The organism is Azospirillum lipoferum 4B (assembly GCF_000283655.1).
GTDB lineage: Bacteria > Pseudomonadota > Alphaproteobacteria > Azospirillales > Azospirillaceae > Azospirillum > Azospirillum lipoferum_C.
Map to the genome: position 1 here is coordinate 641650 of NC_016585.1, position 25202 is coordinate 666851.

The 25202-nt window shown below is 69.5% G+C and carries 19 protein-coding genes; 13 read left to right on the forward strand and 6 right to left on the reverse strand.

Going from position 1 to position 25202, the window contains the following annotated elements:
* Positions 1 to 90: 90 nt before the first annotated feature.
* From AZOLI_RS16590 to pseG, 4 genes are all read left to right on the forward strand, one after another.
* Positions 91 to 2094 carry a tetratricopeptide repeat protein gene (locus AZOLI_RS16590; RefSeq protein ID WP_014188319.1) on the forward strand — a complete coding sequence of 668 codons (2004 nt, stop codon included), beginning with the start codon at positions 91 to 93 and terminating at the stop codon, positions 2092 to 2094.
* Complete coding sequence (locus AZOLI_RS16595) at positions 2091 to 6107, forward strand: tetratricopeptide repeat protein (protein WP_014188320.1); 4017 nt, start codon at positions 2091 to 2093, stop codon at positions 6105 to 6107. The genes AZOLI_RS16590 and AZOLI_RS16595 overlap by 4 nt, the downstream gene beginning before the upstream one ends.
* Positions 6108 to 6276: 169 nt before the next feature.
* Positions 6277 to 7002 carry a nucleotidyltransferase family protein gene (locus tag AZOLI_RS16600; protein WP_014188321.1) on the forward strand — a complete coding sequence of 242 codons (726 nt, stop codon included), beginning with the start codon at positions 6277 to 6279 and terminating at the stop codon, positions 7000 to 7002.
* Positions 7003 to 7148: 146 nt separating this feature from the next.
* Entirely contained in the window at positions 7149 to 8252 is a 1104-nt protein-coding gene (gene pseG, locus AZOLI_RS16605; RefSeq protein ID WP_014188322.1) for a UDP-2,4-diacetamido-2,4,6-trideoxy-beta-L-altropyranose hydrolase, read from the forward strand.
* A gap of 18 nt (positions 8253 to 8270) precedes the next feature.
* On the opposite strand, the gene AZOLI_RS16610 is transcribed toward pseG, so the two are convergent.
* A complete protein-coding gene (locus AZOLI_RS16610) occupies positions 8271 to 8780 on the reverse strand; it encodes an RT0821/Lpp0805 family surface protein (protein WP_014188323.1) in 510 nt (169 codons plus the stop codon).
* 180 nt (positions 8781 to 8960) lie between these two features.
* On the opposite strand from AZOLI_RS16610, the gene AZOLI_RS16615 reads away from it, so the two are divergent.
* The 3 genes from AZOLI_RS16615 to AZOLI_RS16625 all read left to right on the forward strand — a co-directional run bounded on the left by AZOLI_RS16615 (position 8961) and on the right by AZOLI_RS16625 (position 12089).
* Complete coding sequence (locus AZOLI_RS16615) at positions 8961 to 10577, forward strand: acyl-CoA synthetase (protein ID WP_014188324.1); 1617 nt, start codon at positions 8961 to 8963, stop codon at positions 10575 to 10577.
* 4 nt (positions 10578 to 10581) lie between these two features.
* The gene (locus AZOLI_RS16620) at positions 10582 to 11319 is read left to right on the forward strand and encodes a sulfite exporter TauE/SafE family protein (RefSeq protein ID WP_044551522.1); all 738 of its coding nucleotides are present in this window, start codon (positions 10582 to 10584) and stop codon (positions 11317 to 11319) included.
* Positions 11320 to 11384: 65 nt separating this feature from the next.
* On the forward strand, positions 11385 to 12089 hold the full coding sequence (locus AZOLI_RS16625) for an ABC transporter ATP-binding protein (RefSeq protein WP_014188326.1): 705 nt from the start codon (positions 11385 to 11387) through the stop codon (positions 12087 to 12089).
* 48 nt (positions 12090 to 12137) lie between these two features.
* On the opposite strand, the gene AZOLI_RS16630 is transcribed toward AZOLI_RS16625, so the two are convergent.
* Positions 12138 to 13934, reverse strand: a complete 1797-nt coding sequence (locus AZOLI_RS16630) for a tetratricopeptide repeat protein (RefSeq protein ID WP_014188327.1) — start codon at positions 13932 to 13934, stop codon at positions 12138 to 12140.
* 214 nt (positions 13935 to 14148) lie between these two features.
* Between AZOLI_RS16630 and AZOLI_RS16635 the strand changes: the two genes are divergently transcribed.
* The 4 genes from AZOLI_RS16635 (at position 14149) to AZOLI_RS16650 (ending at position 17883) form a co-directional block, all read left to right on the forward strand.
* Positions 14149 to 15156, forward strand: coding sequence for a L,D-transpeptidase (locus AZOLI_RS16635; RefSeq protein ID WP_014188328.1), 1008 nt, complete (start codon positions 14149 to 14151; stop codon positions 15154 to 15156).
* A gap of 111 nt (positions 15157 to 15267) precedes the next feature.
* On the forward strand, positions 15268 to 16137 hold the full coding sequence (locus AZOLI_RS16640; RefSeq protein ID WP_014188329.1) for a branched-chain amino acid ABC transporter permease: 870 nt from the start codon (positions 15268 to 15270) through the stop codon (positions 16135 to 16137).
* Entirely contained in the window at positions 16134 to 17153 is a 1020-nt protein-coding gene (locus AZOLI_RS16645) for a branched-chain amino acid ABC transporter permease (RefSeq protein ID WP_014188330.1), read from the forward strand. The genes AZOLI_RS16640 and AZOLI_RS16645 overlap by 4 nt, the downstream gene beginning before the upstream one ends.
* Before the next feature lies 1 nt (position 17154).
* Positions 17155 to 17883, forward strand: coding sequence for an ABC transporter ATP-binding protein (locus AZOLI_RS16650; RefSeq protein ID WP_014188331.1), 729 nt, complete (start codon positions 17155 to 17157; stop codon positions 17881 to 17883).
* A 10-nt stretch (positions 17884 to 17893) separates the two neighbouring features.
* Here the strand turns inward: AZOLI_RS16650 and AZOLI_RS16655 are convergent, their stop codons facing one another.
* The 4 genes from AZOLI_RS16655 to AZOLI_RS16670 form a co-directional block, all read right to left on the reverse strand.
* The gene (locus AZOLI_RS16655) at positions 17894 to 18700 is read right to left on the reverse strand and encodes a family 16 glycosylhydrolase (RefSeq protein ID WP_014188332.1); all 807 of its coding nucleotides are present in this window, start codon (positions 18698 to 18700) and stop codon (positions 17894 to 17896) included.
* A gap of 146 nt (positions 18701 to 18846) precedes the next feature.
* On the reverse strand, positions 18847 to 20013 hold the full coding sequence (rodA, locus tag AZOLI_RS16660) for a rod shape-determining protein RodA (RefSeq protein ID WP_014188333.1): 1167 nt from the start codon (positions 20011 to 20013) through the stop codon (positions 18847 to 18849).
* 182 nt (positions 20014 to 20195) lie between these two features.
* On the reverse strand, positions 20196 to 21386 hold the full coding sequence (locus AZOLI_RS16665) for a GGDEF domain-containing protein (RefSeq protein ID WP_014188334.1): 1191 nt from the start codon (positions 21384 to 21386) through the stop codon (positions 20196 to 20198).
* 146 nt (positions 21387 to 21532) lie between these two features.
* Positions 21533 to 22162: a TetR/AcrR family transcriptional regulator gene (locus AZOLI_RS16670; RefSeq protein ID WP_244442569.1), complete on the reverse strand. Its 630-nt coding sequence runs from the start codon at positions 22160 to 22162 to the stop codon at positions 21533 to 21535.
* A gap of 236 nt (positions 22163 to 22398) precedes the next feature.
* On the opposite strand from AZOLI_RS16670, the gene AZOLI_RS16675 reads away from it, so the two are divergent.
* Together AZOLI_RS16675 and AZOLI_RS16680 are read left to right on the forward strand one after the other, a co-directional pair.
* Positions 22399 to 23508, forward strand: coding sequence for an HlyD family secretion protein (locus AZOLI_RS16675; protein ID WP_014188336.1), 1110 nt, complete (start codon positions 22399 to 22401; stop codon positions 23506 to 23508).
* A 138-nt stretch (positions 23509 to 23646) separates the two neighbouring features.
* Positions 23647 to 25200, forward strand: a complete 1554-nt coding sequence (locus AZOLI_RS16680; protein WP_014188337.1) for a DHA2 family efflux MFS transporter permease subunit — start codon at positions 23647 to 23649, stop codon at positions 25198 to 25200.
* Positions 25201 to 25202 lie beyond the last annotated feature (2 nt).

Here is a 25202-nt window from a genome sequence, read left to right on the forward strand (position 1 = left end):
TGGGGAGGGGGCAAGCGCAGCGCCATATCCCTTCCACCGCACCCAATTCGTGCTATCCCTTACCCGTGGCCAACGAAACCGGCACGGGGTATGAGCAACAAGCGCAAATCCGGCAATTCTGCCGCTGCCACCGCCGCTGCGCTGGTGGGACAAGCCGTGCCGCTGCATCAGGCAGGCCGCTTGGCCGACGCCGAAGCTCTCTATCGCCAAGCAATCGCCGCCCAGCCGCGCCATCCCGACGCGCTCCATCTGTTGGGCATGATCGCCTGCCAGACCGGCCGTCTCAAAGAGGCCGCCGACCTGATCGGACAGGCGGTGGCGGCCAAGCGCGACGTTCCCGATTACCACGCCAACCTCGCCTATTCCCTCCAGGCGCTCGGCCGCTCCGCCGAGGCGGAACGCGCTGCCCGCAACGCCCTGCGCTTGCGCAACCCGTTTCCCGAAGCCGCCAACACGCTCGGCAATGCCCTGAACGCCCAGGGAAAGGCGGAGGAGGCGGCCACCGCCTACCGTGCGGCCCTGCGCGCCCGTCCCGATTATGCGGAGGCTGAGGGCAACCTCGGCTCCGTTCTGCGCAGCCTGGGCCGCTCGGCGGAGGCGGAACCGTTGCTGCGCCACGCGCTGGCAACCAACCCGACGCTGACCGAGGCGCGCGCCGCTCTGGGGCTCGCTCTGCTCGACCTCGGCCGTGCCGAGGAGGGGGAGGCGGCGTTGCGCGCCGTATTGGCCCGCCGGCCCGATCACGCCCCCGCGGCGTTGGCGCTGGCCGGCTCCCTCCAGCGGCACAGTGAGAATGCCGAGCCCGCCTACCGGCGCTATCTGGCGCTGGAACCGGCGGATGCCGAGGCCTGGAACGCCTTCGGTCTCGCCCTGCAGAGCACCGACCGCATCGATGCCGCGGCGGAGGCCTTCGCCCGCGCGCTGCGGCTGGACCCGACAATGGCGGAGGCGATGACCAACCTCGGCACCGTCCGCCGCCTGCAGGGCCGGACGGGGGAGTCCGCCGATCTGCAGCGCAGTGCGCTGGGCCTGCGCTCCGGCTATGCCGCCGCCCACACCAATCTGGCACTCGCGCTTCAGGATTTGGGCGACGAGGATGGGGCGGAGCAGGAGTTCACCCGCGCACTCGACGCCGATCCGGCGCAGGCGCTCGCCCGCTTCAACCGCGCCATCCTGCGCCTGCGCCAGGGACGGCTGGCCGAGGGGTGGGAGGATTATGCCGCCCGCTTCGACTCCGGCAGGCTGCGGCCCAAGCGGCCGTTGGACATCCCGGAATGGGAGGGCGACGATCTCGCCGGCCGCCGCCTTCTGCTGTGGGCGGAGCAGGGTCTGGGCGACGAGCTCATGTTCGGCGCCCTGCTGCCGCAGGCCATCGCCCGCTATCCCGACCTGATCGTCGAATGCGAACCACGGCTGATCTCGCTGTTCCAGCGCTCCTTTCCCGGCACCACCATCCGAGCCCCGACGCGCCGGCCGACCGATGCCGACTGCCATCTGCCCTTCGGTTCGCTGCCGCGGCTGATGTGGAGGACGGCGCCCGTCCCGACGCCTCCCGCCGGTTGGCTGAAGCCGGATCCGGAGCGGGTGGCGGCATGGCGGCAGCGTCTGGATGCACTCGGCCCCGGTCTGGCGGTCGGCATCGCCTGGACCAGCAAGCGCATCACCACCGAACGCCGTCAGTCCTACACGGAGCTGGAAGACTGGCTTCCTTTGCTGCGCCTTCCCGGCCTGCACCCGATCAGCCTGCAATATGACGGGCGCGAGGAGGAGATTGCGGCGGTCGAGGACCGCTTCGGCCTGCGCATCCACCGCTGGCCCGACCTGGACCAGATCGGCGACCTTGAGAACACGGCGGCCCTGATGGCGAATTTGGATCTGGCGGTCACCGTCGCGTCTTCCGCGGGAGAGATGGCGGCGGCGCTCGGCGTGCCGGTCTGGCGGCTCGGCCGGCGGGACTGGACTCAACTGGGCACCGCGGTGCGTCCGTGGTTCCCGACCATGCGCTGCATCCACCCCCAGGGCGGCACCGGCATCGCCGAAGCCATTCCCCAGGCAGCGCAACTGGTTGCCAGACTTTCCGCAGGTGCTCTGTGAGCGTCATCGACCGGTTCACCGAAGCGCTTCGTCACCATCAGGCGGGCGCCCTGGCAGATGCCGAACCGCTGTATCGGCAGGTTCTCGATGCGGATCCGCTTCATGCGGATGCCCTGCATCTGCTCGGCGTCCTCCACCACCAGCTCAATAAAAATGAACAAGCCATTGCCCTGATTGATAAAGCTGTCGGGCTTGCTCCGCAGGTCGCAGACTACCACGCCAACCGCGGCATCGTCCTGCAACGGCTGGGCCGGCTGGTCGAGGCGGAGGCGGCACAGCGACGGGCGTTGGAGCGCGACCCCGGCCATGTCGGCGCTCATTTCAATCTTGGACTGGTGCTGGCGGCACAGGACCGCTTGGCGGAGGCGTCTTTCCAGTATGCGGAGGCCGCCCGCCTGTCACCCGGCCTGGCCGATGCCCACCTGAACCTTGGCGCCGCCCTGCAGGGGCTTGGCCGGGCGGAAGAGGCGCTCGAAGCCCACGCGAAGGCGGCGGAGTTGCTGCCCGGCGATCCACGCCCCTGGACCAACCGCGCGGTCAGCCTGCGTCATCTCGGACGGATGGCGGAAGCGGCCGACGCGTTGCGCATGGCGGCAGCACTGGGCGGCAGCGCCAACGACCCCGCAACATTGTCGGCCCTGGCCGCTGCGCTCCACGCCGCAGGACGGATGGAGGAAGCCGCCGAGCGCTACGCCGACACGCTGCGAATCGATCCACGAAATGCGTTCTGCCTCAATGGCCTGGGCCTCTGTCTTAAGGTTCTTGGGCAACTGGAGGATGCGGCCACCTGCTTCGATGCGGCGACCGCCATCGAGCCTAACCATGCGGAAGCTCTGGACAATCACGGCAGCATCCGCACCGCCCAAGGCCGATATGCGGAGGCCGAGGCACTGCACCGGCAGGCGCTCGGCCACCGCCCGGATTTCGCCGGAGCGTGGAACAATCTGGGCAATGCCCGCCACGCCGCGGGCCGGACGGGAGACGCGTGGCGGGCATGGCATGCCGCCCTTGCGCTCGACCCCGCCCTAGCCGAGACCCACACCAATCTCGGCAACGCCCTGCGCAACGCCGAGCGCTTCGCCGAGGCCGAACGGTCACAGCGCCGGGCCATCCTCCTCGCTCCGCTGGAGGCGCGGGCCCGCAACAATCTGGGCCATTTGCGCCAGGGCCGGCACGACCATGCCGGGGCGGCGGTCTACTATCGCAGCGCGCTGGCGCTGGATCCCGCCTATGGCGAGGCCTGGAGCAATCTGGGGCTGGCACGCCAGCGGCTTGGCGATACCACCGGGGCGGAGCGCTGCTACGACCGCGCCTTGTGCCTGCGCCCGGACCTTTCCCTCTCCCACTTCAACAAGGGCCTGCTGCGGCTGGAGGCCGGTGACCTCGACCGCGGCTGGCCCGGCTATGCCTGGCGCTTCGGCTCGGGGCAGATCGGGCAGGGACGCCAGCCCCGTGCCCAGCCCTGGCGCGGGGAGGATCTGACCGGCCGCCGCCTGATGATCTGGGGGGAGCAGGGTGTGGGCGACACCATCCTCTTCTCCGCCCTCTGCTCCGAGTTGGCCGGCCGCGCCGTCTCCACCATCCTGGAGGTCGACCGCCGGCTGGTGCCACTGTTCGCGCGGTCCTTCCCGACCCTCAGGGTGAGAGCGGAGGTGTTGGATGGGCAGGGGCGCGAGGCGATGGCGATCCCGGATTACGACCGCCATGTGCCGATAGGCTCCCTGCCGCGGGTCCTGCGCCGCCGGCTGGCCGATTTCCCGCCGCGCCCATCCTGGCTGGTCCCCGATTCAGCCCTGGCCGAACGATGGCGCGCACGGCTGGCGGCGCTCGGACCCGGCCTGCGGGTGGGCATCGGCTGGCGCAGCCAGATGATGACGTCCGAGCGCAGCACCGCCTATCTGCCGCTCGACGCCTGGGCGCCGCTGTTCGCGCTGCCCGGCATCCAGTGGGTGGTGCTGCAATATGGCGAGGTGGAGGACGAGGTCCGGCAGGCCGAGCAGCGCTTCGGCATCCGCCTGCACCGCTGGGACGATTTGGACCGCAAGGACGATTTCGACGGCGTGGCTGCACTGATCGCCGGGCTGGATCTCGTCATCTCACCGGCGATGTCGGTGGGCGAACTTGCCGGTGCGCTCGGCGCGCCGGTCTGGCGCTTCGGCGGCCGCGATTGGACGCAGCTGGGGGCGGGGGTGCGTCCCTGGTATCCATCGATGCGCCTGTTCCAACCCCGGCCCGGCGAACCGCTGTCGGCAACGCTGGAGGATATGGCCCGCTGCCTGAAAAGTCCGGCTCCCAAAGCCGACCCTCCTTCAGGAGCTGGTTCAGGAAACTCCAGCAAAGCATTATCGGAGAAAGCAGTTTCCCTGCATCGACAGGGTCGGTTGGTTGAGGCCGCCGCCCTCCACCGCAAGGCGGTTGCCGCCGACCCGCTGCGTCCGCCGGGCTGGACCAATGGCGGCCTTACCCTGCTGGGATTGGGTCAAGCGCAGTCCGCCATCCACTGGCATCGGCGGGCACTTGCGCTGCACCCGGCCTTCACGGAGGCAATGGGAAATCTCGGCGTCGCCCTCCAGGCCGGCGGCGCGGCGGTGGATGCCGCGACCCTGCACCGCCGTGCCGTCCGGCTGCGTCCACAGATTGCCGAAAGCTGGGGCAACCTCGCCGCCGCCCTGCTCGCCGACCGGCGCTATGGCGAGGTGGAGGCGGCCTGCAGCCGTGCCGCGGCGCTCTCGCCGGCCCTCGCCGGGGTGCTCACCACGGCCGCCGCCGCGCTGAAGGGGCAGGGACGCTTCGCCGCCGCCGCCCGCCACAGCCGCAGGGCGCTGCGCATCCTCCCGGTGTCGGCCAAGGGCTGGTCGAATTTGGGGATGGCCCTGGCCGGGCTCGGACGGTGGAGCGAGTCCCTGCACGCCCACCGCCGCGCCGCGGCTCTCGCCCCCGCTCTGCCGGACATCCTGCTCAACCATGGCCATACGGCGCTGATGCGGGGCGAGCGCAGGCTCGCCCGCGCCTGCGCCGAACGGACCCTGAGACTCGCGCCCGGCCGGGGGGAGGCGCGCATGAACCGCGCCCTGCTGCGGCTTGCCGAAGGCGACATCGTCGGCGGTTGGGAGGATTACGCCCACCGCTTTGCCGCCGGCGACGCCGTGCCTCGCCGCTTCGGCATCCCCGAATGGCAGGGAGAGGATCTGGCGGGCCGCAGCATCCTGGTGTGGGGTGAACAGGGGCTGGGCGACGAAATCCTGTTCGGAACCGTGCTGCCCGATCTGGTCCGCCGGGCCGGGCGGGTGATCGTCGAGTGCGACCCGCGCCTGACCGGCCTGTTCGCCCGTGCCCTGCCGGGGGCCGAGGTGCGGGCGCCGACGCCGGATCATCGGATCGGCCTGCAGGACGCCGATGTCCACGCCCCGATGGGCACGGTCGCCGCCCGGCTGCGGCCCGGCCTGCGGCACTTCCCGGCAACCTCCCCATTCCTGACGCCCGACCCGACATCGACCGCTGCGTGGCGTGCGCGGCTGGCCGCCCTTGGTCCTGGCCTGAGGGTGGGCGTCTGCTGGCGCAGCAGCCGCATGACGGCGGACCGCGCCGCCGCCTACAGCCGCATCGCCCAGTGGGGACCGCTCCTCACCGTGCCCGGCATCGCCTTCGTCAGCCTTCAGTATGACGAGCATGCGGCGGAGCGGGCGGAAGCCCTGCGGCTTTTCGGCACGACCCTGCATCACTGGCCCGACCTCGACCAGCGCAACGACCTGGAGGGGGTTGCGGCGCTGATGACCGCCCTCGACCTCGTCGTCACCGCGCCCACCGCCGTGGGGGAACTCGCCGCCGCGCTGGGCGTTCCGGTCTGGCGGATCGGCGTGGGGGCCGATGACTGGTCGTCCCTGGGAACGGCGGTCAGGCCGTGGTTTCCGTCCATGGCGCCGGTCGGCGATCCCGCCGGCCATGACGCCACTCTATCCATGGTGGCATGGCGCCTTCGCCGACTGGCCGATGCCCATGGCGCCGCGACCTGACCATCCGAGAGGACGCGTCGGCGCGATTCCGCATTGCGATTCCCGTTCGCGCCCTTTATCGACTATGGCCGCCGGGTCCCGCGCAGGGTGGATGACCGGGCGCCCGCGCCGTCGTAAGCTGCATCGTCGGCAGGCCGGCATCAGCGGGGCTTGAGGGAAAGGACGGTCGGTGCGGTCTGAGGACGCTCTTGCCAACATAGACGTCGCGGTGCTCGCCGGCGGGCTGGGCACGCGCATCCGGGGCGTTCTGGGCGATACGCCGAAGGTTCTGGCCCCCATCGCGGGCCGCGCCTTCCTCGGCCATCTGCTCGATTATTTGTCTACATACGGATCGCGCCGCGTGGTGCTGTGCCTCGGCCATCTGGCCGACCGGGTGACCGCCTGGCTCGCCCGCGGCGACTCGGCCGGCACCATCGACGTGGTCTGCCAGATCGAGCCGCGGCCGCTGGGCACCGCCGGGGCGCTGGGTTATGTCCGCAAGGAACTGCGCAGCAGCACCATCCTGGTGGTGAACGGCGATACCTTCCTGGATGCCGATCTGCGCGCCTTCGTCGCCTCGCACCGCCTGTCGGGGGCGGAGGCGTCGGTCCTGTGCGTGACGGTGGAGGATGCCTCCCGCTTCGTGCGGGTGGAGATCGGGCCGGACAGCCGTATCCGCAGCTTCCCGGCGAAGGCCGCGGGGGCCGGCACCATCAATGCCGGGGTCTACCTGTTCTCCGCCGCCTTCCTCGACCGCTTCATCGCGGCGGGGGCGGTCTCGCTGGAACGCGACGTGCTGGAGAAGCTGCCGCCCGGCACGCTGAACGCCCATGTCGCCAAGGCCCGCTTCCTCGACATCGGCACGCCGGAAAGCCTCGCCACCGCCGCCAGCGTCATCGCCGGCCGGGAAACCTGAGGCCGGGAAGCCCGACAGCCGCTGTTTCCCCCTGCTTGCTGCGCGGTCTGTCGCTGGACAGGCGCAAAGTGCCGGGCCAAGATGCTGGCGACTCGACACCACGCGCCGCGGATGACCTGCCGCGCCGACTCTTCCGGACCAGTGCCATGGCCGTCATCCTCATCCGAGCCGACGCTTCGCCCACCATCGGCACCGGCCATGTCATGCGTTGCCTCGCCGTTGCCGAGGCTCTGCGCGACCAGGGCCACGAGACGCTGTTCGCCGCCGTGGAATCCACCCCGGCCATCGACCGCCGCCTGTCGGCGGACGGCTTCCGCCATGTCTCCATCGCCGGCCCGGTGGGGGAGGCGGCGGATTTGGCCGCCACCCGCTCTCTGCTGCGGCGGGAGCATGGCAGCGCCGTGATGCTGGACGGCTACCGTTTCGGCGAGGCCTATCGCGCCGGATTGCAGGCGGCGGGCGCGCGGGTGCTGGCCTGGGACGACCTGGGCGACGGCACCCCGCTGCATGCCGACCTCGTCGTCAATGCCGCGCCGCAGGCGTCGGCGCTGCCCTATGAGGCGATGGCGCCGGGTGCACTTCTGCTGCTCGGACCCGGCTATGCCCCGCTGCGGCGGGAGGTGCGTCTGGCCGCCCGCGAACCGCTGCGGAGCATCGCCGAACGGCCCGTCCTGCTGGTGACCTTCGGTGGCTCCGACCCGCTGGGGCTGACCGGTCCGGTGGTGGAGGCGTTGGCCGCGGCCCGGCCGGACGGCTGCCGGATCGTCGCGGTCGTCGGCGGCAGCAACCCGCGCGCGACGGAGCTGGCGGCACTCGCCGACCGTCTCGGCCCCGACGTGGTGGTGGAGATCGATTGCCCACGCATGGGCGCGCTGATGGCCGACAGCGGGCTCGCCGTTTCGGCCGGCGGCGGCACCATGGGGGAACTGGCCGCATTGGCGGTGCCGACCCTGCTGGTGGTCACCGCCGACAATCAGGCGATGGCAAGCGGCGATGCCGCGGACCTCGGCTGGAGCGAGGCGGTGGATGCCCGCGGCGGCGATCCGGCCAGCGCGGGGAGGATCATTGCCGAGCGGGCGCTCGCTCTATGGGCCGACGGCACGCGGCGGCAACGGATGCAGGATGCCGCCGCTGCGCTGCCGCTGGACGGGGAAGGGGCGGTGCGCATCGCCCATGCCCTGACCGGACCGGCGCCCTCGCTCTCATCCCCGGCCGGCAGCGCCGTCCGGCGGCGGGCGGCGCTGGCCTGAGCCTTCCCCCTCACGCCGTCAGCTGACCACGCGCCAAGTGCCGTCACCCTGTTGACAGGCGGTGCCGAAGCCCTGCTGGGTACGGCCCTGGACGACGATTGTGGTCTGATACTCGCGGCAGAGCTGGCCCTGCGGCCCGGTGCCCTCGCGCACCGGCGTGTAGCTGCCGTAATTGCCGGTATCCGGATTGTTCCAGCGCACGGTGCTGCCGGTCGGCGCGCTGTAGGCATTGACCGCCGCCTGCTGGGCATAGGTCTGGTCGGCGCGGTCGAGCGAGGCGCCCGCAGCACTGCCCAGCGCCGCACCCAGCAGCGTGCCGACACCGACCGCCACCAGCTTGCCGCTGCCGCCGCCGAAGCGCGAGCCGGCCAGACCGCCGACCACGCCGCCCAGCACGGTGCCGGCCGTCTGCTTGTTGGCGCTGACGCCGCCATAGGAGTCGCCGTAGCCGGGCTGGGCACAGCCGGCAAGCGGGGCCGCGAGCAGGCTGGCGGACAGCGCGGCGGCGAGGAAGGGGCTGGCTTTCATGGTGGCTCTCGTCCTGTTGGGTCCTGTTCGGATCGGCACGAAACCGTTCGTTCCTGACGCCATCAACATGGCTGACCCGCATCTTATTCCCGGCGCGTGACGCGGTGCCTCGCTTGCCCCTATGATCGGGCCAACGATTCCGCAAAGGAATCGACGACAAACCCTTGGGAGGGAACGAACATGCTGCCCAACGCGGACAGCTATGACGGGGTGTCCCGCGCCTTCGCCTGGCGCGTCCCCGACCGCTACAACATCGGAGTCGACGTCTGCGACCGCTGGGCGGAGTCCGAGCCGGACCGCATCGCCCTGATCAACAAGCGGCGCGACGGCGGGGTGGAGGAATACCGCTTCGCCGACATCCGCGCCCTGTCCAACCGCTTCGCCAATGCGCTCGCCGCCCAGGGCATCGGCCGCGGCGACCGGGTCGGCATCCTGCTGCCCCAGGCACCGGAAACCGCAATCAGCCATGTCGCCGTCTACAAGCTGGGCGGCATCGCGGTGCCGCTGTTCTCGCTGTTCGGGGTGGAGGCGCTGGAGTACCGGCTGGCCAATTGCGGCGCCCGCGCCGTGGTCACCGATGCAGCCGGCGCCGCGAAGATCGCCCAGATCCGCGACCGCCTGCCGGAGTTGCGCGCCGTCTTCCGCATCGACGGGTCGGGGGCCAACTGCCTCGACTGGCATGCGCTGTGCGACGCGGCGTCGGACGACTTCGCCCCGGCCGACACCGGTCCCGACGATCCGGCCCTGATCATCTACACCTCCGGCACCACCGGCCAGCCAAAGGGGGCGCTGCATGCGCACCGGGTGCTGCTGGGCCATCTGCCGGGCGTGGAGATGTCGCACGACCTGTTCCCGCAGCCGGGCGACCGCATCTGGACGCCGGCGGACTGGGCGTGGATCGGCGGGCTGCTCGACGTGCTGCTGCCGGCCTGGCACCACGGGGTGACGGTCGTCTCCCACCGGTTCGAGAAGTTCGATGCGGAGGCCGCCTTCGCCCTGCTGGCCGAGTTCCGGGTGCGCAACGCCTTCCTGCCGCCGACGGCGCTGAAGATGATGCGGTCGGTAACGGCGCCGCGGGCACGCCACGCCATCGCCATGCGCTCCGTCGCCAGCGGCGGCGAGACCTTGGGCGCCGGGATGCTCGACTGGGGACGGGAGACTTTCGGCGTCACCATCAACGAGTTCTACGGCCAGACCGAATGCAACATGATCGTCTCCTCGGCAGCCACGCTGATGGCGCCGAAGCCGGGCATCATGGGCCGACCGGTTCCCGGCCATGACGTGGCGGTGATCGACGGGGAGGGCAACCGCCTGCCGCCGGAACGGATCGGGCTGATCGCGGTGCGCCGGCCGGACCCGGTGATGTTCCTCGGCTACTGGAACAACCCGGGCGCCACCGCGGCGAAATTTATCGGCGACTGGCTGGTCACCGGCGACCAGGGGGAACTGGACGAGGACGGCTACATCCGCTTCGTCGGGCGCGATGACGATGTCATCACCTCGGCCGGCTACCGCATCGGTCCCGGCGAGATCGAGGATTGCCTGATCGGCCATCCCGCCGTCCGCATGGCGGCGGTGGTCGGCGTGCCCGACCCGCTGCGCACCGAGATCGTCAAGGCCTTCATCGTGCTGCAGGAGGGGGTAACGGCAGACGACGCGCTGGTCGCCGCGATCCAGGACCATGTGAAGACGCGGTTGGCCGCCCACGAATATCCGCGCGCAATCGAATTTCTCGAAAGCCTGCCCATGACCACCACCGGCAAGATCATTCGCCGGGAGTTGAGGAATCGTCCCTAATATCATGACAGAATTGATTTTATTGGTCGCGGCCTTCCTGGCCGGAGCGATGAACGCCGTTGCTGGCGGGGGCAGTTTCCTGACCCTGCCGGCCCTGATCTATGCCGGGGTGCCGCCGGTCGCCGCCAACGCCACCGGCACGGTCGCCCTGCTTCCCGGCTATGCCAGCGGAGTCTACGGCTACCGGCAGGATCTGGCGCCGGTCGGCAACCTCAGCCTGCCGCTGCTGTCGGTGGTCAGCCTCGTCGGCGGGCTGGCCGGGGCGGGCCTGCTGCTGGTGACCCCGGATTCGGTGTTCCGCGGCATCGTCCCGTGGCTGCTGCTGCTTGCCACCGGGCTGTTCGCCTTCGGCACCGTGCTGGCGCAACGGCTGCGCAGCCTCGGCCTGCACGGCAACGGCGCGATGATGGGCACCTTGTTCGCGGTGTCGGTCTATGGCGGCTATTTCAACGGCGGGCTCGGCATCCTGCTGCTGGCGCAGCTGAGCCTGTTCGGGATGACCGACCTCAACGCCATGAACGGGCTGAAGAACCTGTTCTCCGCCGTCCTGACCGCCATCGCCGTGGTGGCCTATGCGGCCGGCGGGGCGGTGGAATGGCCGAAAGCGCTGCTGATGACGGTAGCGGCGGTGGCCGGCGGCTATGTCGGCGCGCGGGTGGGCCGGAAGATCCCCAAGCCGGTGCTGCGCGCGGGCATCATCGCCGTCGGGCTGGTCATGAGCGCGGTGTTCTTCGTGAAATGATCGCGCTATAGAGGGCGCCACCCGCCCTTCACGCCCCTGCCCCCGCTGCGACCGGATCCGTTGCCATGCTGACCGTTTCCGACCTCGACCTGTACTATGGTGACGCCCAGGCGCTCGACGGCGTCACTCTGCAGGTTGCGGCGGGGGCGACCACAGCCATCGTCGGCGCCAACGGGGCGGGCAAGACCTCGCTGATCCGTGCCATCGCCGGAATCCTGAAGCCGGCGCGCGGCAGCATCCGCTTCAAGGACCGCGAGATCGCCGGCCTGCCCAGCCATGTCGTCTGCGACCTCGGCATCGGGCAGGTGGCGGAAGGCCGACAGATTTTCCCCAGCCTCAGCGTGCGGGAGAATCTGGAGATGGGCGCCGTCATCCCGCGAGCGCGCGCCACCGCCCGCCAGACTTACGACCGCGTGCTCGACCTGTTCCCCCGCCTGCGCGAGCGGCTGGACCAAGCCGCCGGCACCCTGTCCGGCGGCGAGCAGCAGATGCTGGCCATTGGCCGCTGCCTGATGGGCAAACCCGACCTGATCATGTTCGACGAGCCGTCGCTCGGCCTGTCGCCCGCCCTGGTGCAGGAACTGTTCCGCATCATCCGCGCCCTTGCCGCCGACGGGATGACGATCATTCTGGTCGAACAGAATGTCGCGGCATCGCTGCGGATCGCCGGGCAGGCCTATGTGCTGGAGAACGGCCGGGTGGTGCTGTCGGGAAGCGGCGAGGCGCTGCTGGCCGATCCGGCGGTGAAGCAGGCCTATCTCGGGCTGTAACGGAGGTGGGGGCGCGACGGCCCCCGACTGCGGCCCGCAGCCGATCCGTCAGAACAGCCCCTGCGCCTCGCGCGCATAGTCCAGCAGCTTTTCCACCGAGCGGGCGCGGTCGGCCGTTTCCGCGAAACGGGCGCGCGCCGCCTCGGCAGCCTTTGCCCTTTCGGTGGCATCCGTGCCCAGCGCCACTGCGCGTCCGAGGTAGGCCGTCTCGTCCGCCACCGCCATGACCGGGCCGGCGACGCCGGCCACATCGCCCTTGGCATAGGTCACCACCGGCAACCCGTCGGCCAGAGCGAAGGCCGCGCTGCCGCCACCGCCCTGGCGCGGCGGATTCAGATAGGCCGTCGCCACGGCGTACAGCCCGCGAATGCCGTCCACATGGCCAAGGGCCTTCATCCGTGCGGCGTTGCGGCTGCCGGCGATGCGGCCGGGCAGGTCCTGCACCGCACCGGCAAAGGCGACCTGCGCGTCGGACACCCGGTCGAGCAGGCGGTCGAGCGTCTCCAGGAAATCGCCGTCGACCTCCTGATCCAGCCGATTGCCGACGACGACATAGAGCGGCACGCCATCGGGCAGGCCGAAATCGGCGCGGCTGCGGGCGGGTCCGCCCTCCGGAAGGGTCCAGCCGAAGGAGAAGGGGCGGAAGCGCGCTTGCGCCTCGGCCGGCCAGCCGGCGGCGCTGTCCTCCGGCGCGTAGCCCAGCAGAATGGTGGCGAGCGACGGCGGCAGGCCGCTGGAGGTGGGCAGGAACACCACCGGACGGCTGCGCGCGAACAGGTCCGAGACGGTGTTGGAACCGCCGAAGGCGACGATCACGTCGGGATCGAACCGCTCCACCGCTTCGACGATGGCGGTCAGCTTCTCCTCGTCGAATCGCGGCTGGGGGAAGGACAGCATGCGCACCGCCGCGCCATGGGCGGCGATGGTCTGCTCGCCTTCATACTCTTCGGTGACGTTGTAGCTGTATTCGGGGACGAAGCCGTTCTCGCCCGACACCGCCATGGCATTGGGGTTCAGGATCAGCACCTCGCAGCCCTGGTCGTCCTGCAGGCGGCGGGCATAGTCGAAGGCGTCGGCGGTGGGCTGGTGCCCCTCGCCCAGCATCTGGTTGGTGATCAGCGCCACGCGCTTCACCTCGGTGCGCGGGGCAGCCCTGCGCAGCAAGGGTTCCAAGTCGTAGCGACGGGCGGTCTCCTCCACCAGCAGGCGGTAGAACCGGCGGAACTCGCCATGGGTGAAGGCGCCGACGTCGCCCTTGCGGACATCGCCCTGGAACAGCCGCATGGCGATGCCCCAGTAGGCGTAATGCAGCGACGGCACGGAGAAGCGCAGGGGATCGTCCAGCACCGCGCCGACCAGAGCATGGTAATAGGCGATGTCCCCGGTCAGCAGGAAAAGCAGGGACTGGCGCCGCATCACGTCGCCCATGGCATAGCGGGCATCGACCTCCGCCGCCGCCTCGGCACGGATGTCGTCGTCATAGCGGCGGATCAGGTTGGCCAGCGCCCCGACATTGCCCCAGCCCTCTCCCTCGTTGGTCAGCAGGCTGAGCGCGCGGGCGAAGCTCAGCGCCGCCTCGCGCTGGCGGCCGCAGGCGTGCAGGGCGTGGCCCAGATTGGCATGGAACAGGGGAGAGTCGTCGTCGCCGGCCACGGCCTGGGCGATTCGGTCCACCGCCTCCTCCGCCCGGCCGGATTGCAGGGCGATGATCCCCAGCAGATGGAGGGCGTCCGGATGGCCGGGCGACACGTCCAGCACGTCGCGGTACAGGCGCTCCGCCTCCGCGGTGCGGCCGGCACGGTGATGTTCCGTCGCCACGGCCAACGTCTGCTCGATCTGGTCCATGATGCACGTCCTTGCTGTCGGGGCGGCCCCCATCCCCCGGAGGCCGTCATCCCCTGCTGTTTACCCTGTTTTAGGAGACACGCGATCAACTTTCCGCATGCGTGGATCCACGACCATTGGGGGAAGCCGCCGCCAAGCCGCCGTCCCCCATCCGACAACAGCCGTCGCGGCCGTCCTGGCACGCTGCCTTTTGTGCGGTCTTGCCGCCCTTTGCATGGTCCTGGGCGGCCGGATTGCCCCGGCGGCGGCACAGACGACGGCCGAGAGGGCAGGGATTGCGGCCGCCGGGCCGTCGATCGCCATCAGCCTTGCCGACCGCCGGCTGTACCTGACCGGGGCGGACGGCTCGACCCGCAGCTTTCCGGTCGCCATCGGCCGCCCCGGCGTTCCGATTCCCGTCGGCGACAGCACCATCCAGCGCAAGCGCCGCGATCCGACCTGGAGGCCGACCGCCAACCAGCGGCGCGAGAAGCCGTCCCTGCCGCGGGCGGTGCCGCCGGGACCGAACAACCCGCTGGGCAAATTCGCGCTCGACCTCGGCTGGCCGGCCATCGCCATCCACGGCACCAACGAGCCGGATTCCGTCGGACGGCGGGCCAGCGGCGGCTGTTTCCGCATGCTGCCCGCCGATATCGAAACCGTCTTCGCCGCGGCGGAGGTGGGGACACCGGTGCGGGTGGTGCGGGACTCGCTGGGGGGAGGCACGCCGATGCCCATGGCCATCCAGCCGGCGAGACCGCTTCCCGTCGCGGTCAAGGCTGCACCGGCAGCCACACGGCAGCCGCCGAAGCCGTTGCCGACCCCGGCCGTCGTTACGGCCTCCAGGGTGTCCCCGCCGGAACCGCCACCTGAACCGCCACCCCAGCCGGTGGCCGACCCGCGCTGCGCCACGGTCACGGCGCCGCTCAGGCGGATGATCTGCGACGTCCCTGAGCTTGCCTTGCTGGACGGCCGCGCCCGCGGGACACAGGAGCGTTTCCTGGCCGGCATCGCCGATCCGGCCGCCCGCGCCGCCGCGGCCTACGACCTGATCCAGGAGGAACGGCGCTTCCACGAGCGGATCGCCGCGCTTTGCTGGATCCGCAGCGGGACGGAAGGCGACCCGGATGTCGCGGCATCGGCACGATCCTGCCTGACCACCGCGCTCGACCGCCGGCTGGACGACGTGGCGGAGCGGATCGCGGCGCTGCGCGGCGGCGCAAGGCTGGCGGGCCGTCCCTAGAAACGGTCATGGGAAGCGTCGAATCGCACGCCGGTGCAGTCATTCTGTCTTGCCTGGACCAACGGGGACTGCTAACCCGCAGAACCTCACCGTTCGGACAATCCGCCGCCCATGCCGATCGACTATTACCTGAACATCGCGGCTTCCGGGCTGCTGACCGGCCTGGTCTATGGGCTGGCGGCGCTGGGGCTATCGGTCATCTTCGGCGTTGTGCGCGTCGTCAACTTCGCCCATGGCGAGATGATGGTGGCCGGCATGTACGGCGCCGTGCTGCTGGGCGGCTGGTGGGGGCTCGACCCGCTGCTGTCGGCGCCGGTCATGGCGGCGCTGCTGTTCGCCTGCGGCTGGCTTCTGCAGCGCGGATTGGTGAACAAGTTCGTCGAGCGGCCGGAGCACATGCAGTTCATCCTGCTGCTGGGCATCGCCACCATCCTGGTCAACGCCATGCTGATGCTGTTCGGCCCGGACGCCCGCAACGTCCAGGTGCCCTACAGCTTCGACACGGTGGAGATCGGGCCGATGCTGCTCGACGCCGTGCGGCTGCGCGCCGGGGCGGCGGCCATCGTGGTGGCGGCGGCGCTGTTCGCCTTCTTCCGCTTCAGCCGCACCGGCAAGGCGATCCGCGCCTGCGCCGACAACCCGCTGGGCGCCCGCGTGGTCGGGCTGAACATCGACGGACTCTATGCCCTGACCTTCGGCATCGGCGCCGCGGTTGTCGGGGTGGCCGGTGCGCTGATGACGCTGCTGGTCGACGCCCGGCCGCAGCTGGCGCCGGAATATACGCTGCTCAGCTTCATCATCGTCATCGTCGGCGGTCTGGGCAGCCTGCCCGGCGCGCTGCTGGGCGGCGTGCTGATCGGCATGTCGGAGGCGCTGGCCGGCTTCCTGCTGACGCCGTCCCTGAAATCCCTGTTCAGCTACGGGGTGCTGATCGTGGTTCTGCTGCTGCGCCCGCAGGGGCTGTTGGGGAAACGGTCATGATCGGCCTTGCGGGATTGGGGCTTTCGGGAGTGACCGGCCGCGGGTTGGCCCTGCTGGCCCTGACGGCGCTGGGGCTGGCGGTGGCCCCCCTCGTCGCCGACCGCTATCTGGTGTCGGTTCTGACCACGGTGCTGTGGTTCGCCTATGTCGGGCAGGCCTGGAACGTGATGATGGGCTTTTCCGGCCTGCTGTCGCTGGGCCATGCGCTGTATGTGGGGCTGGGCGCCTATGTCAGCGCCGCGCTGTTCGTCCATTTCGGCATCGGCCCGTGGGCCGGCATGATCCTGGCGATGCTGGTCGCGGTGGCGGCCGGCTGCATCATCGGCTTCCTGGGCTTCCGGTTCGGGGTGAAGGGCGTGCATTTCGCCCTGCTGACCATCGCCTTCGCCGAGGTGGCGCGCATCGGCTTCGACCACATCGGCTGGGTCGGCGGCTCCGGCGGCTTCTTCCTGCCGGTGGAGGCGGGGGCGAGCGATCCGCTGAACCTGCGCGGTTCGCCCCTGCTGTTCTACTATGTGGCGCTGGCGCTGGTGATCGGCGCGCTGGTCCTGTCGCGCCTGCTGCTGCACAGCCGGCTCGGCTATCAATGGCTGGCGGTGCGGGAGGAGCCGGACGCGGCGGAGGCGTCGGGCGTCGACCTGTTCCGCGCCCGCATGACCGCGGTGGCGGTGTCGGCCGCCCTGACCGCGCTGGGCGGGGTGTTCCAGGCCTTCTACTTCAACAACCTGTTCCCGGAGCAGGTCTTCTCCATGGGCCGCTCCATCGAGATCATCCTGCCGGCCATCGTCGGCGGCATCGGCACTCTGGTCGGCCCGATCCTGGGCGCCTTCATCCTGACCCCGCTGGGCGAGCTGCTGACCTTCCTGATCGAGGCCGGCGGGCTGGACCTGCCGGGGCTGAAGCAGCTGTTCTACGGCGTGGCGCTGGTGGTGATCGTGGTGTTCCGGCCGGAGGGCGTCTGGCCCTGGCTGGCCCGCCGCCTGCGTCTTGTCCGCCAGCCGGGGGAGGGCGCCTGAGATGACCGCACTGCTTGAGGTCGAAGGCCTGTCCAAGCGCTTCCGCGGGCTGAAGGCGGTGGCCGACGTCAGCTTCACCGTGCCGGAGGGGCGCATCCTCGCCCTGATCGGCCCGAACGGCGCCGGCAAGACCACCACCTTCAACCTGATCGCCGGCGTCTTTCCGCCCGACGAGGGGCGCGTCACGCTGAAGGGCCGCTCCCTGACCGGGCTGAAGCCCAACCAGGTCTGCGCCGCCGGGATCGGCCGCACCTTCCAGATCGTCAAGCCCTTCGGCCAGCTGACGGTGGAGGAGAATGTCATCGTCGGCGCCCTGGCCCGCGAGAGGTCGGTCGAGACCGCGCGGCAGCAGGCCCGCGCGGTGCTGGAGCGGCTGGAGCTGGCCGATCAGGCCAACCGGCCGGCGCGCAGCCTGACGCTGCCCGACCGCAAGCGGTTGGAGGTCGCCCGCGCGCTGGCCACCCGTCCGACCCTGCTCCTGCTGGACGAGGTGCTGGCGGGGCTCCGCCCGACGGAGGTCGACCGCATGGTCGGGGTCCTGCGCGACCTGAACCGCCGCGAAGGTCTGACCATCCTGATGATCGAGCATGTCATGCGCGCGGTGATGGCGCTGTCCGACCGCGTCGTGGTGCTGGACCATGGCGAGAAGATCGCCGACGGCGCCCCGGCGGAGGTCGTGGCCGACCCCCGCGTGGTCGAATCCTACCTGGGAGCCGAGGCGCTGGACTGACGGCATCCGATCAATTGCTGAGATTGGCCGGGTCTTCGCGATAGCTGACGGCGGCGACCTCTGCGGTCAGCGGATGGCCGGGATAGGTGAAGCGGCGCAGCCATTCGGTATCGCCCGACGCGCTCCAGAAACGCAGCATCAGCCGGCCCGGCATGCGCGGCAGCAGCTCTCCCTCCCTGGCCACGGCCTTGTGCACCGTCTTGCCGTCGACGGTCCAGACGATGCCGTCGGGTTTCCAGTCGAAGCCATAGCTGTGGAAGCCCCTGGCGGCGTCGAACCCGAGATCGACCACCGTGTTGCGATGCCCGACGCCGTTGGCGACCCAGCTGATTTCCAGCTTGGTGGTGTCCTTGCCGGCGATGCCGAAGGTGATCTCGTCCCACGGGTCGCCGAAGGGCGGGCCGGTGTAGTGCGAGACCGAGGTCATCACCCCGTCCGCCTTCACCGCCTTCAGCGACACCGTGTAATGTCCGTAGCCATAGAAGCGGTGGGTGGAATATTCGCCGCAGGAGTAGCGGTCCCGGCCGCTGATCTGGTCGCTGACCGACAGGGCCAAATGGCCGGGCTCGAAGGTGACGTTGGCGCGGTTCCAGCTGCAGTTCATGTGCCCGCCGGTCTTCCAGCCGTCGGAGCGCTGCCAGCGCGAGACCTCGAATTTCCCCGACTTCTCGCTGAAGCTGCCGCCGAGGTGGCTGAACAGACCGTCGGCCGACGCCGGACCGCCGGCACCGGTCAGCAGGGCCGAAAGCCCACCGGCAATGAAGGTGGCGACGATGGTTGCTTTCCGCCTGCCCTGTCCTGTGACGTCTTTGCGCATGGCTGATCCTCCCGCTGCGAACGGGCCGGCGCGCAATTTCGGTCGGCCCGCACCTCCATATCGCGGGGGCGGGGCAGGGTGGCAACGACGCGGGCGGGGGGGTGGCAGCCTCCGGCGGACTTACCCCTGCCGATGATTGCCGGCCCTCAGTCGTCGGTGACGCCGCTCTTCGGGATACGCACGTCGCGGTGGACCGACATGCTCAGCAGCAGGCCGACGCCCACCATCAACGTCATCATCGCCGACCCGCCATAGGACACCAGAGGCAGCGGGATGCCGACCACCGGGATCAGCCCCATCACCATCGCCACATTGACGAAGACGTACAGGAAGAACTGCGCGGTCATGCCGACCGCCACCAGCCGGCCGAACTGGCTGCGGCTGTTCAGCGCGATGACCCAGCCATAGATGAACAGCAGCAGATAGAGCGCCAGCAGGGTCAGCGCCCCGACCATCCCGAATTCCTCGGCCAGCACGACGAAGATGAAGTCGGTGTGCTTTTCCGGCAGGAACATCAGCTGGCTCTGCGAGCCCGACATGAAGCCCTTGCCGAACAATCCGCCGGACCCCAGCGCGATCTTCGACTGCAGGATGTTGTAGCCGGCGCCGAGCGGATCGGTTTCCGGATCGAGGAAGGTGTAGACGCGCTGCTTCTGGTAGTCGTGCAGGAACTCCCAGGCGATGGGAATGGCGCCGAGGCCGCCGCCGATCACCAGAAGGAACTTCCACACCCGCACGCCGGCGGCGAAGAACACGGCGCCGCTGCCCAGGATCAGCAGCAGCGAAGTGCCCAGGTTCGGCTGCATCAGCACGAGGGCGACCGGCGTAAACACCAGCAGCAGGGGCGGGATCAGCAGCAGCGGACGGCCGATCTGGTCCAGGGTCACACCGTGGAAATAGCGGGCGAGCGCCAGGGTCAGTGCCGGCTTCATCAGTTCCGACGGCTGAAGCTGGAAAAAGCCGAGGTCGATCCAGCGCTGCGCGCCCATGCCGATGCGGCCCATCAGCTCCACCGCGATCAGCAGGCACAGCACGATGAAGAAGATGATGTAGGCCGATTTCATCAGGTGCCGGATGTCCACCAGCGCGATGCCCAGCATCAGGACGAAGCCGGGAATGGCGCGGACCAGCTGCGGTTGCGCCCAGGGCTTCCAGTGGCCGCCGGCGGCGGAATAGAGCAGGCCGACGCCGATCCCGGTGATCGTGCAGATCAGCAGGACCAGCCCCCAATTGATGAGCCTGAACTTGGTGCCGAGCGTCAGCTGCGACCGCTGCGGCTCCAGACTGCCGGAGCCGAGATGGGAAAGAACCACGACCGTACGCCGATGTTGCCGGGAGAGGGGACAATAGCGGATCCGCTCCGGCGGCACGGCCGGAGGTGACCGGGCCGGATAATGCGGCAAGCCGCTTCGCGGGTAAAGCCGGCCCGTGCGCCGGCCGATTTTTCTAACCGGCCGTCATCGGGCGAGGGTAGGTGAAAGGGCAGGTGGCCGGCTCAGGCGGTCGCCGCCGCACGCAGCGCCGGGGCCTGGAAGAAGCGCACCTGATTGCGGCCGGCGTTCTTGGCGTCGTAGAGCGCGCTGTCGGACTGGGCGATCAGGTCGGAAAACTGGCTGTGTTCCCGCGTCATGCTGACGCCGCCGATGCTGCAGGTCACCGTCACCCCGCCCTGGGCACCGAGCGGAGCCAACTGCCGCTCGATGGCGCTGCGCAGCCGTTCGGCCAGCATCCGGCCGGCCTCCGCCCCGGTTTCGGGCAGCAGGATGGCGAACTCCTCCCCGCCCATGCGGCCGATCGAATCCTCCTGCCGGATCTGGCCGACGCAGCACTCCGTCACCGCCTGGATCACCCGGTCGCCGAAGGGATGGCCGGCCCGGTCGTTGATCGTCTTGAAACGGTCGATGTCCAGGGTCAGCAGCGTCAGGTCCCCCCCTTGCCGGCGGGCACGGCGGAACTCGATCTCGCCCAGTTCGAACAGGCGGCGGCGGTTGAGGGCGCCGGTCAGCCCATCGGTGTGGGCGAGCTTTGTCAGTTCGCGGTTGAACTCGTCGCTCGCCATCAGAACATAGTTGATGGCCCCGATCACCGTGCCCAGCAGCGACAGCAGGAAGGTCGCGCGCTCCACAGTGTCGTCGACCAGTTGGCCGAGCGGCGCCTCCTGGCTGAGGCCTGCCCCCATGCGGACAAGGTAAACGACGGCAAGTGCGGCCGACAGCAGGCCGGTGACATAGTGCGGAACGCCGCGGTGATCGTAGCGGACCAGCACTTCGAAGGCGATGACCAGCAGCACGGCGGAGGCCGCGAAACTGACCAGGGTGCGGACCGTGGACAGGTCGCCGCCGGCCAACAGCAGCAACAGGCAGCAGAGTGCGACGCCCCCTCCCACGGCCGCCGGTCCGAAAGGCCAGACCGGCCGGTTCTGCAGATGGCGAACGCAGGTGTAGTTCAACGTCAGCCCGGCGAGCCCGATTCCGTTGGCGAGCGGGATGAACAGCTCCGGCGTCCCGCCGCCACGCAGGCCGGCGATGAGAAAGGCCGAGCCCAGCAGGAATTTCCCGTAGGCATAGGAACGCAGAGAATTGCGGATATGGCGCGGATAGCGGCCGGCCGCCACGACGATAGAAAGCCCGACGGCAAAGCCGATGACGGTGATCACCTGCGCGATGAAGGTCGTGTCGAAATTCATCCGCCGATCTGCCACGCCCGATTACGTCAGTATGCCTCTGGCACGCTATATGATGTCTATGCTGCTGACAAGACGCGCAGGGCGATCTCTGAATCGGGAGTTCCTGCTATTGGCGGTATATTATTATCAATGCTGATAGCGGGACCTTATCGCTTTTCGGGCGCATAGCCCTTCGCGAACAGGTCGACCGCGGCATCGACGAAGCGTTCCAGGTCCTGGTCGCTCGGCCGTTCGCTGAGGCACAGCAGCAGCTTCATGTGCATGTTCGCCTTCAGCAGGCCGAAGAACTGGTGGGTGGCGAGATCGAAGTCGGTGATCGCCAGTTCGCCGGTGCTGGCGGCATGGGCCATGAACTCCCCGGCGCGCTGGAAGGTCTCGGCCGGACCGCTTTCGTAGAAGGCCTGGGCGAGCTGGGGCTGGCGCAGAACTTCGCCCAGAACCATGCGGTAGAGCCCCAGTGCCTTGGCCGAGGCGATGAAGCGGACGAAGGTTCGCCCGATCAGCCGCAGCCCTTCGGTGGCCGGCAGGCGCATCGCCTCGTCCCAGACGCCGGACATGACGGAGTTGGCGCATTCACAGGCCACCATCGCCCGGAACAGCTCTTCCTTGCTGCCGAAATGCGCGTACAGCGTGGCCTTGGACACGTTCGCCTTCTTGGCAACCGCATCCATGCTGACGGCGCTATAGCCATGCTCCAGGAACAGGGAGCCCGCCGCCTCCATGATCTGGGCCGGCTTCGAACCTGCTTCGGGAGTGGGGGCAACCAAGGTGGTCATACGCGCCTCGCCTGAGTCCATGTTCCTGGCCCCTACCGCGTTCCGCATCGCCCGACAAGCCCCCAGACACGCTGTTTTCAAAAACTGAACCGTTCAGTTCGATCTTGACAACAGATAGGCCGTCCGCCATCTTCCGGCAAGACTAAACTGAACGGTTCAGTTTCTTTTCCGTGGCGCCGGCAAGAGCGCAATCCGGAAAAGGGGGATCGGACCGCGGTGGATTGGGGATAGAGACAATGGCGAATGGCGTGCGGAAGATCGTGCTGTCGGGCGTCGTGCTGGCCGTGCTGGCCGGCGGTGCCGTCGCCGGCGGGAATTGGTGGCGGGAAGGCCGGTTCATGGAATCGACCGACAACGCCTATGTGCAGAGTGACATCACCGTCGTCAGCCCGAAGGTCTCCGCCTATGTCCGGGACGTGAAGGCTGCCGAGAACCAGCTGGTGCGGGCCGGCGACGTGCTGGCGGTGCTGGACGACCAGGATTTCCGCGCCAAGGTGGCGGAGGCGCAGGCCGCGGTGGCCGCGCAGAGGGCGGCGCTCGGCACGCTGGACAGCAAGCTGGACCTGCAGCGCACCGTGATCGATCAGGCCGCCGCCACGCTGGCGAGCGCCGAGGCCGAGCAGCGCCGCGCCCAGCAGGAATATGAGCGCAGCCGCTCGCTCGCCAACGACAGCTGGACCAGCCGGCAGAAGCTGGAGACCGCCGACGCCGACCTGCGCAAGGCGGTGGCGCAGGTCGCCAAGTCGCGGGCGGCGCTCGCCGCGGAGAATGAGCAGGTCAACGTCCTGCACGCCACCCGGACCGAGACGGAGGCGCATCTGGCCCAGGCCGAGGCGACGCTGCGGACGGCGCGCATCGACCTGGAGAACACCGTTGTGCGGGCGCCGGTCGACGGCGTGGTCGGCAACCGCGGCGTCCAGGTCGGCCAGTATGCCCGGCCGGGCGTTCAGCTGCTGTCGCTGGTTCCGCTGCCCGACGTCTATGTGGTCGCCAACTTCAAGGAGACCCAGCTGTCGCGCATGCGCCCCGGCCAGCATGTCAGCATCTCGGTCGACGCGTTCCCCGACCGCCACCTGGAGGGCACGGTGGAGAGCTTCGCCCCGGCCTCGGGCTCGAAATTCTCGCTGCTGCCGCCGGAGAACGCGACCGGCAACTTCACCAAGATCGTCCAGCGCGTGCCCGTGCGCATCGCCCTGCCGCGCGACAATGCGCTGGCCGGCCTGCTGCGCCCCGGCCTGTCGGTGGAGGCGGAGGTCGACACCCGCGGCGCCGACGCCCTGCCGCATATGCCCGCCGGCGGTGTGTTCGGCGCGCTCGCCGACAAGCAGGCGGTGGCCGCCAGGTAACGGCGGCCACGGTCCGGCGGGGACGCAGCCCACCTCCCCCCTTCCGGGGCGGCGTCCCCGTCACCCATCCAAGCGACATTTTGGCCGGAGCCATCCCCGGGCGGGATTCCGTCGGCCGCGATTCAAGGCAGCGGTTCCATGGCGACTCCGGCCCAGGGCATGCGCCCGCTCACCACGCGCGACCTCGTCGGCTTCTTTGCGATGGTCGTCGGCATGTTCATGGCGATCCTGGACATCCAGATCGTCTCCAGCTCGCTGTCGGAGATCCAGGCGGGGCTGGCGGCCAGCGCCGACGAGATCTCGTGGGTGCAGACCTCCTACCTGATCGCGGAGGTCGTGATGATCCCGCTGTCGGGCATCCTGTCGCGCATCATGTCGACCCGCATCCTGTTCACCGTGGCGGCCGCCGGCTTCACCCTGACCAGCGTCGCCTGCGCCTTCGCCGGCAGCATCGAATCGATGATCGTCTGGCGCGCGCTCCAGGGCTTCATCGGCGGCGCGATGATCCCGACGGTCTTCGCCACCAGCTTCATGATCTTCCCGCCGGAAAAACGGGCCGGCGTGTCGGTGATGATGGGGTTGGTCGCCACCATGGCGCCGACCATCGGCCCGACGCTGGGCGGCTATCTGACCCAGCACATGTCCTGGCACTGGCTGTTCCTGGCCAACGTGATCCCCGGCATCGTCGTGACCTCGCTGGTCTGGTTCCTGGTCGACGTCGACCGGCCCAATCCGGAGCTGCGCAAGGGCTTCGATTTCCTCGGCCTGCTGCTGATGGCAGCCTTCCTGGGCAGCCTGGAATATGTGGTGGAGGAGGGGCCGCGCAACGACTGGTTCGACGACGAGGCCATTCTGGCGCTCGCCGTCGTGGCCACCCTGGCCGCCATCGGGTTCTTCTGGCGGGTGCTGTCCTACCGCAACCCCATCGTGGAATTGCGGGCCTTCGCCGACCGCAATTTCGCCATCGGGTCTCTCTACAGCTTCATCCTCGGCATCGGGCTCTACGGGTCGGTCTATCTGCAGCCGCTGTTCCTGGCGCGCGTGCGCGGCTTCAACAGCCTGCAGATCGGCGAGATCATGTTCGTGACCGGCGCCTTCCAGTTCCTGTCGGCCCCCATCGCCGGCGCCCTGTCGAAGCGGATGGACCTGCGCGCCATGCTGGCGCTGGGGCTGATCCTGTTCGGCAGCGGCGTCTGGATGAACAGCCACTTCACCGCCGAGACCGGATTCTGGGAGCTGTTCCTGCCGCAGGCGGTGCGCGGCATGTCGCTGATGCTATGCTTCATCCCGATCAACAGCGTGGCGCTGGGCACCCTGCCGCCGGACAAGCTGAAGAACGCGTCGGGCCTGTACAACCTGATGCGCAACCTGGGCGGCGCCATCGGGCTGGCGGCGATCAACACGGTGCTGACCGACCGCAACGCCCTGCACCTGAACCGCCTGGGCGACAACGTGAACCTTGCCCGGCCGGAGGTGCAGCAGATGGTCGACAACCTCAGCCAGCGATTCGACGGTCTGGTCGCCGATCCGACCGCCGCGGCGATGGCCCGGCTGGTCGGGCTGGTCCAGCGCGAGGCCATGATCCTGACCTTCAACGATGCCATGCTGCTGATGTCGGCGGTGTTCTTCGGCGCATTGCTGTTCATGCCGCTGGTGCGGCGGCCCGGTGGCCCGGTGAAGGCCGACCACTGACC

What these genes read in the sequence shown, in the direction of transcription:
- AZOLI_RS16590 (WP_014188319.1), top strand. Translation starts at nt 91, where the DNA reads ATGAGCAACAAGCGCAAATCCGGCAATTCTGCCGCTGCCACCGCCGCT.
- pseG (WP_014188322.1), top strand. Translation starts at nt 7,149, where the DNA reads ATGGCCGTCATCCTCATCCGAGCCGACGCTTCGCCCACCATCGGCACC.
- AZOLI_RS16610 (WP_014188323.1), bottom strand. Translation starts at nt 8,780, where the DNA reads ATGAAAGCCAGCCCCTTCCTCGCCGCCGCGCTGTCCGCCAGCCTGCTC.
- AZOLI_RS16615 (WP_014188324.1), top strand. Translation starts at nt 8,961, where the DNA reads ATGCTGCCCAACGCGGACAGCTATGACGGGGTGTCCCGCGCCTTCGCC.
- AZOLI_RS16620 (WP_044551522.1), top strand. Translation starts at nt 10,582, where the DNA reads ATGACAGAATTGATTTTATTGGTCGCGGCCTTCCTGGCCGGAGCGATG.
- AZOLI_RS16625 (WP_014188326.1), top strand. Translation starts at nt 11,385, where the DNA reads ATGCTGACCGTTTCCGACCTCGACCTGTACTATGGTGACGCCCAGGCG.
- AZOLI_RS16630 (WP_014188327.1), bottom strand. Translation starts at nt 13,934, where the DNA reads ATGGACCAGATCGAGCAGACGTTGGCCGTGGCGACGGAACATCACCGT.
- AZOLI_RS16635 (WP_014188328.1), top strand. Translation starts at nt 14,149, where the DNA reads ATGGTCCTGGGCGGCCGGATTGCCCCGGCGGCGGCACAGACGACGGCC.
- AZOLI_RS16640 (WP_014188329.1), top strand. Translation starts at nt 15,268, where the DNA reads ATGCCGATCGACTATTACCTGAACATCGCGGCTTCCGGGCTGCTGACC.
- AZOLI_RS16645 (WP_014188330.1), top strand. Translation starts at nt 16,134, where the DNA reads ATGATCGGCCTTGCGGGATTGGGGCTTTCGGGAGTGACCGGCCGCGGG.
- AZOLI_RS16650 (WP_014188331.1), top strand. Translation starts at nt 17,155, where the DNA reads ATGACCGCACTGCTTGAGGTCGAAGGCCTGTCCAAGCGCTTCCGCGGG.
- AZOLI_RS16655 (WP_014188332.1), bottom strand. Translation starts at nt 18,700, where the DNA reads ATGCGCAAAGACGTCACAGGACAGGGCAGGCGGAAAGCAACCATCGTC.
- AZOLI_RS16665 (WP_014188334.1), bottom strand. Translation starts at nt 21,386, where the DNA reads ATGAATTTCGACACGACCTTCATCGCGCAGGTGATCACCGTCATCGGC.
- AZOLI_RS16670 (WP_244442569.1), bottom strand. Translation starts at nt 22,162, where the DNA reads ATGACCACCTTGGTTGCCCCCACTCCCGAAGCAGGTTCGAAGCCGGCC.
- AZOLI_RS16675 (WP_014188336.1), top strand. Translation starts at nt 22,399, where the DNA reads ATGGCGAATGGCGTGCGGAAGATCGTGCTGTCGGGCGTCGTGCTGGCC.
- AZOLI_RS16680 (WP_014188337.1), top strand. Translation starts at nt 23,647, where the DNA reads ATGGCGACTCCGGCCCAGGGCATGCGCCCGCTCACCACGCGCGACCTC.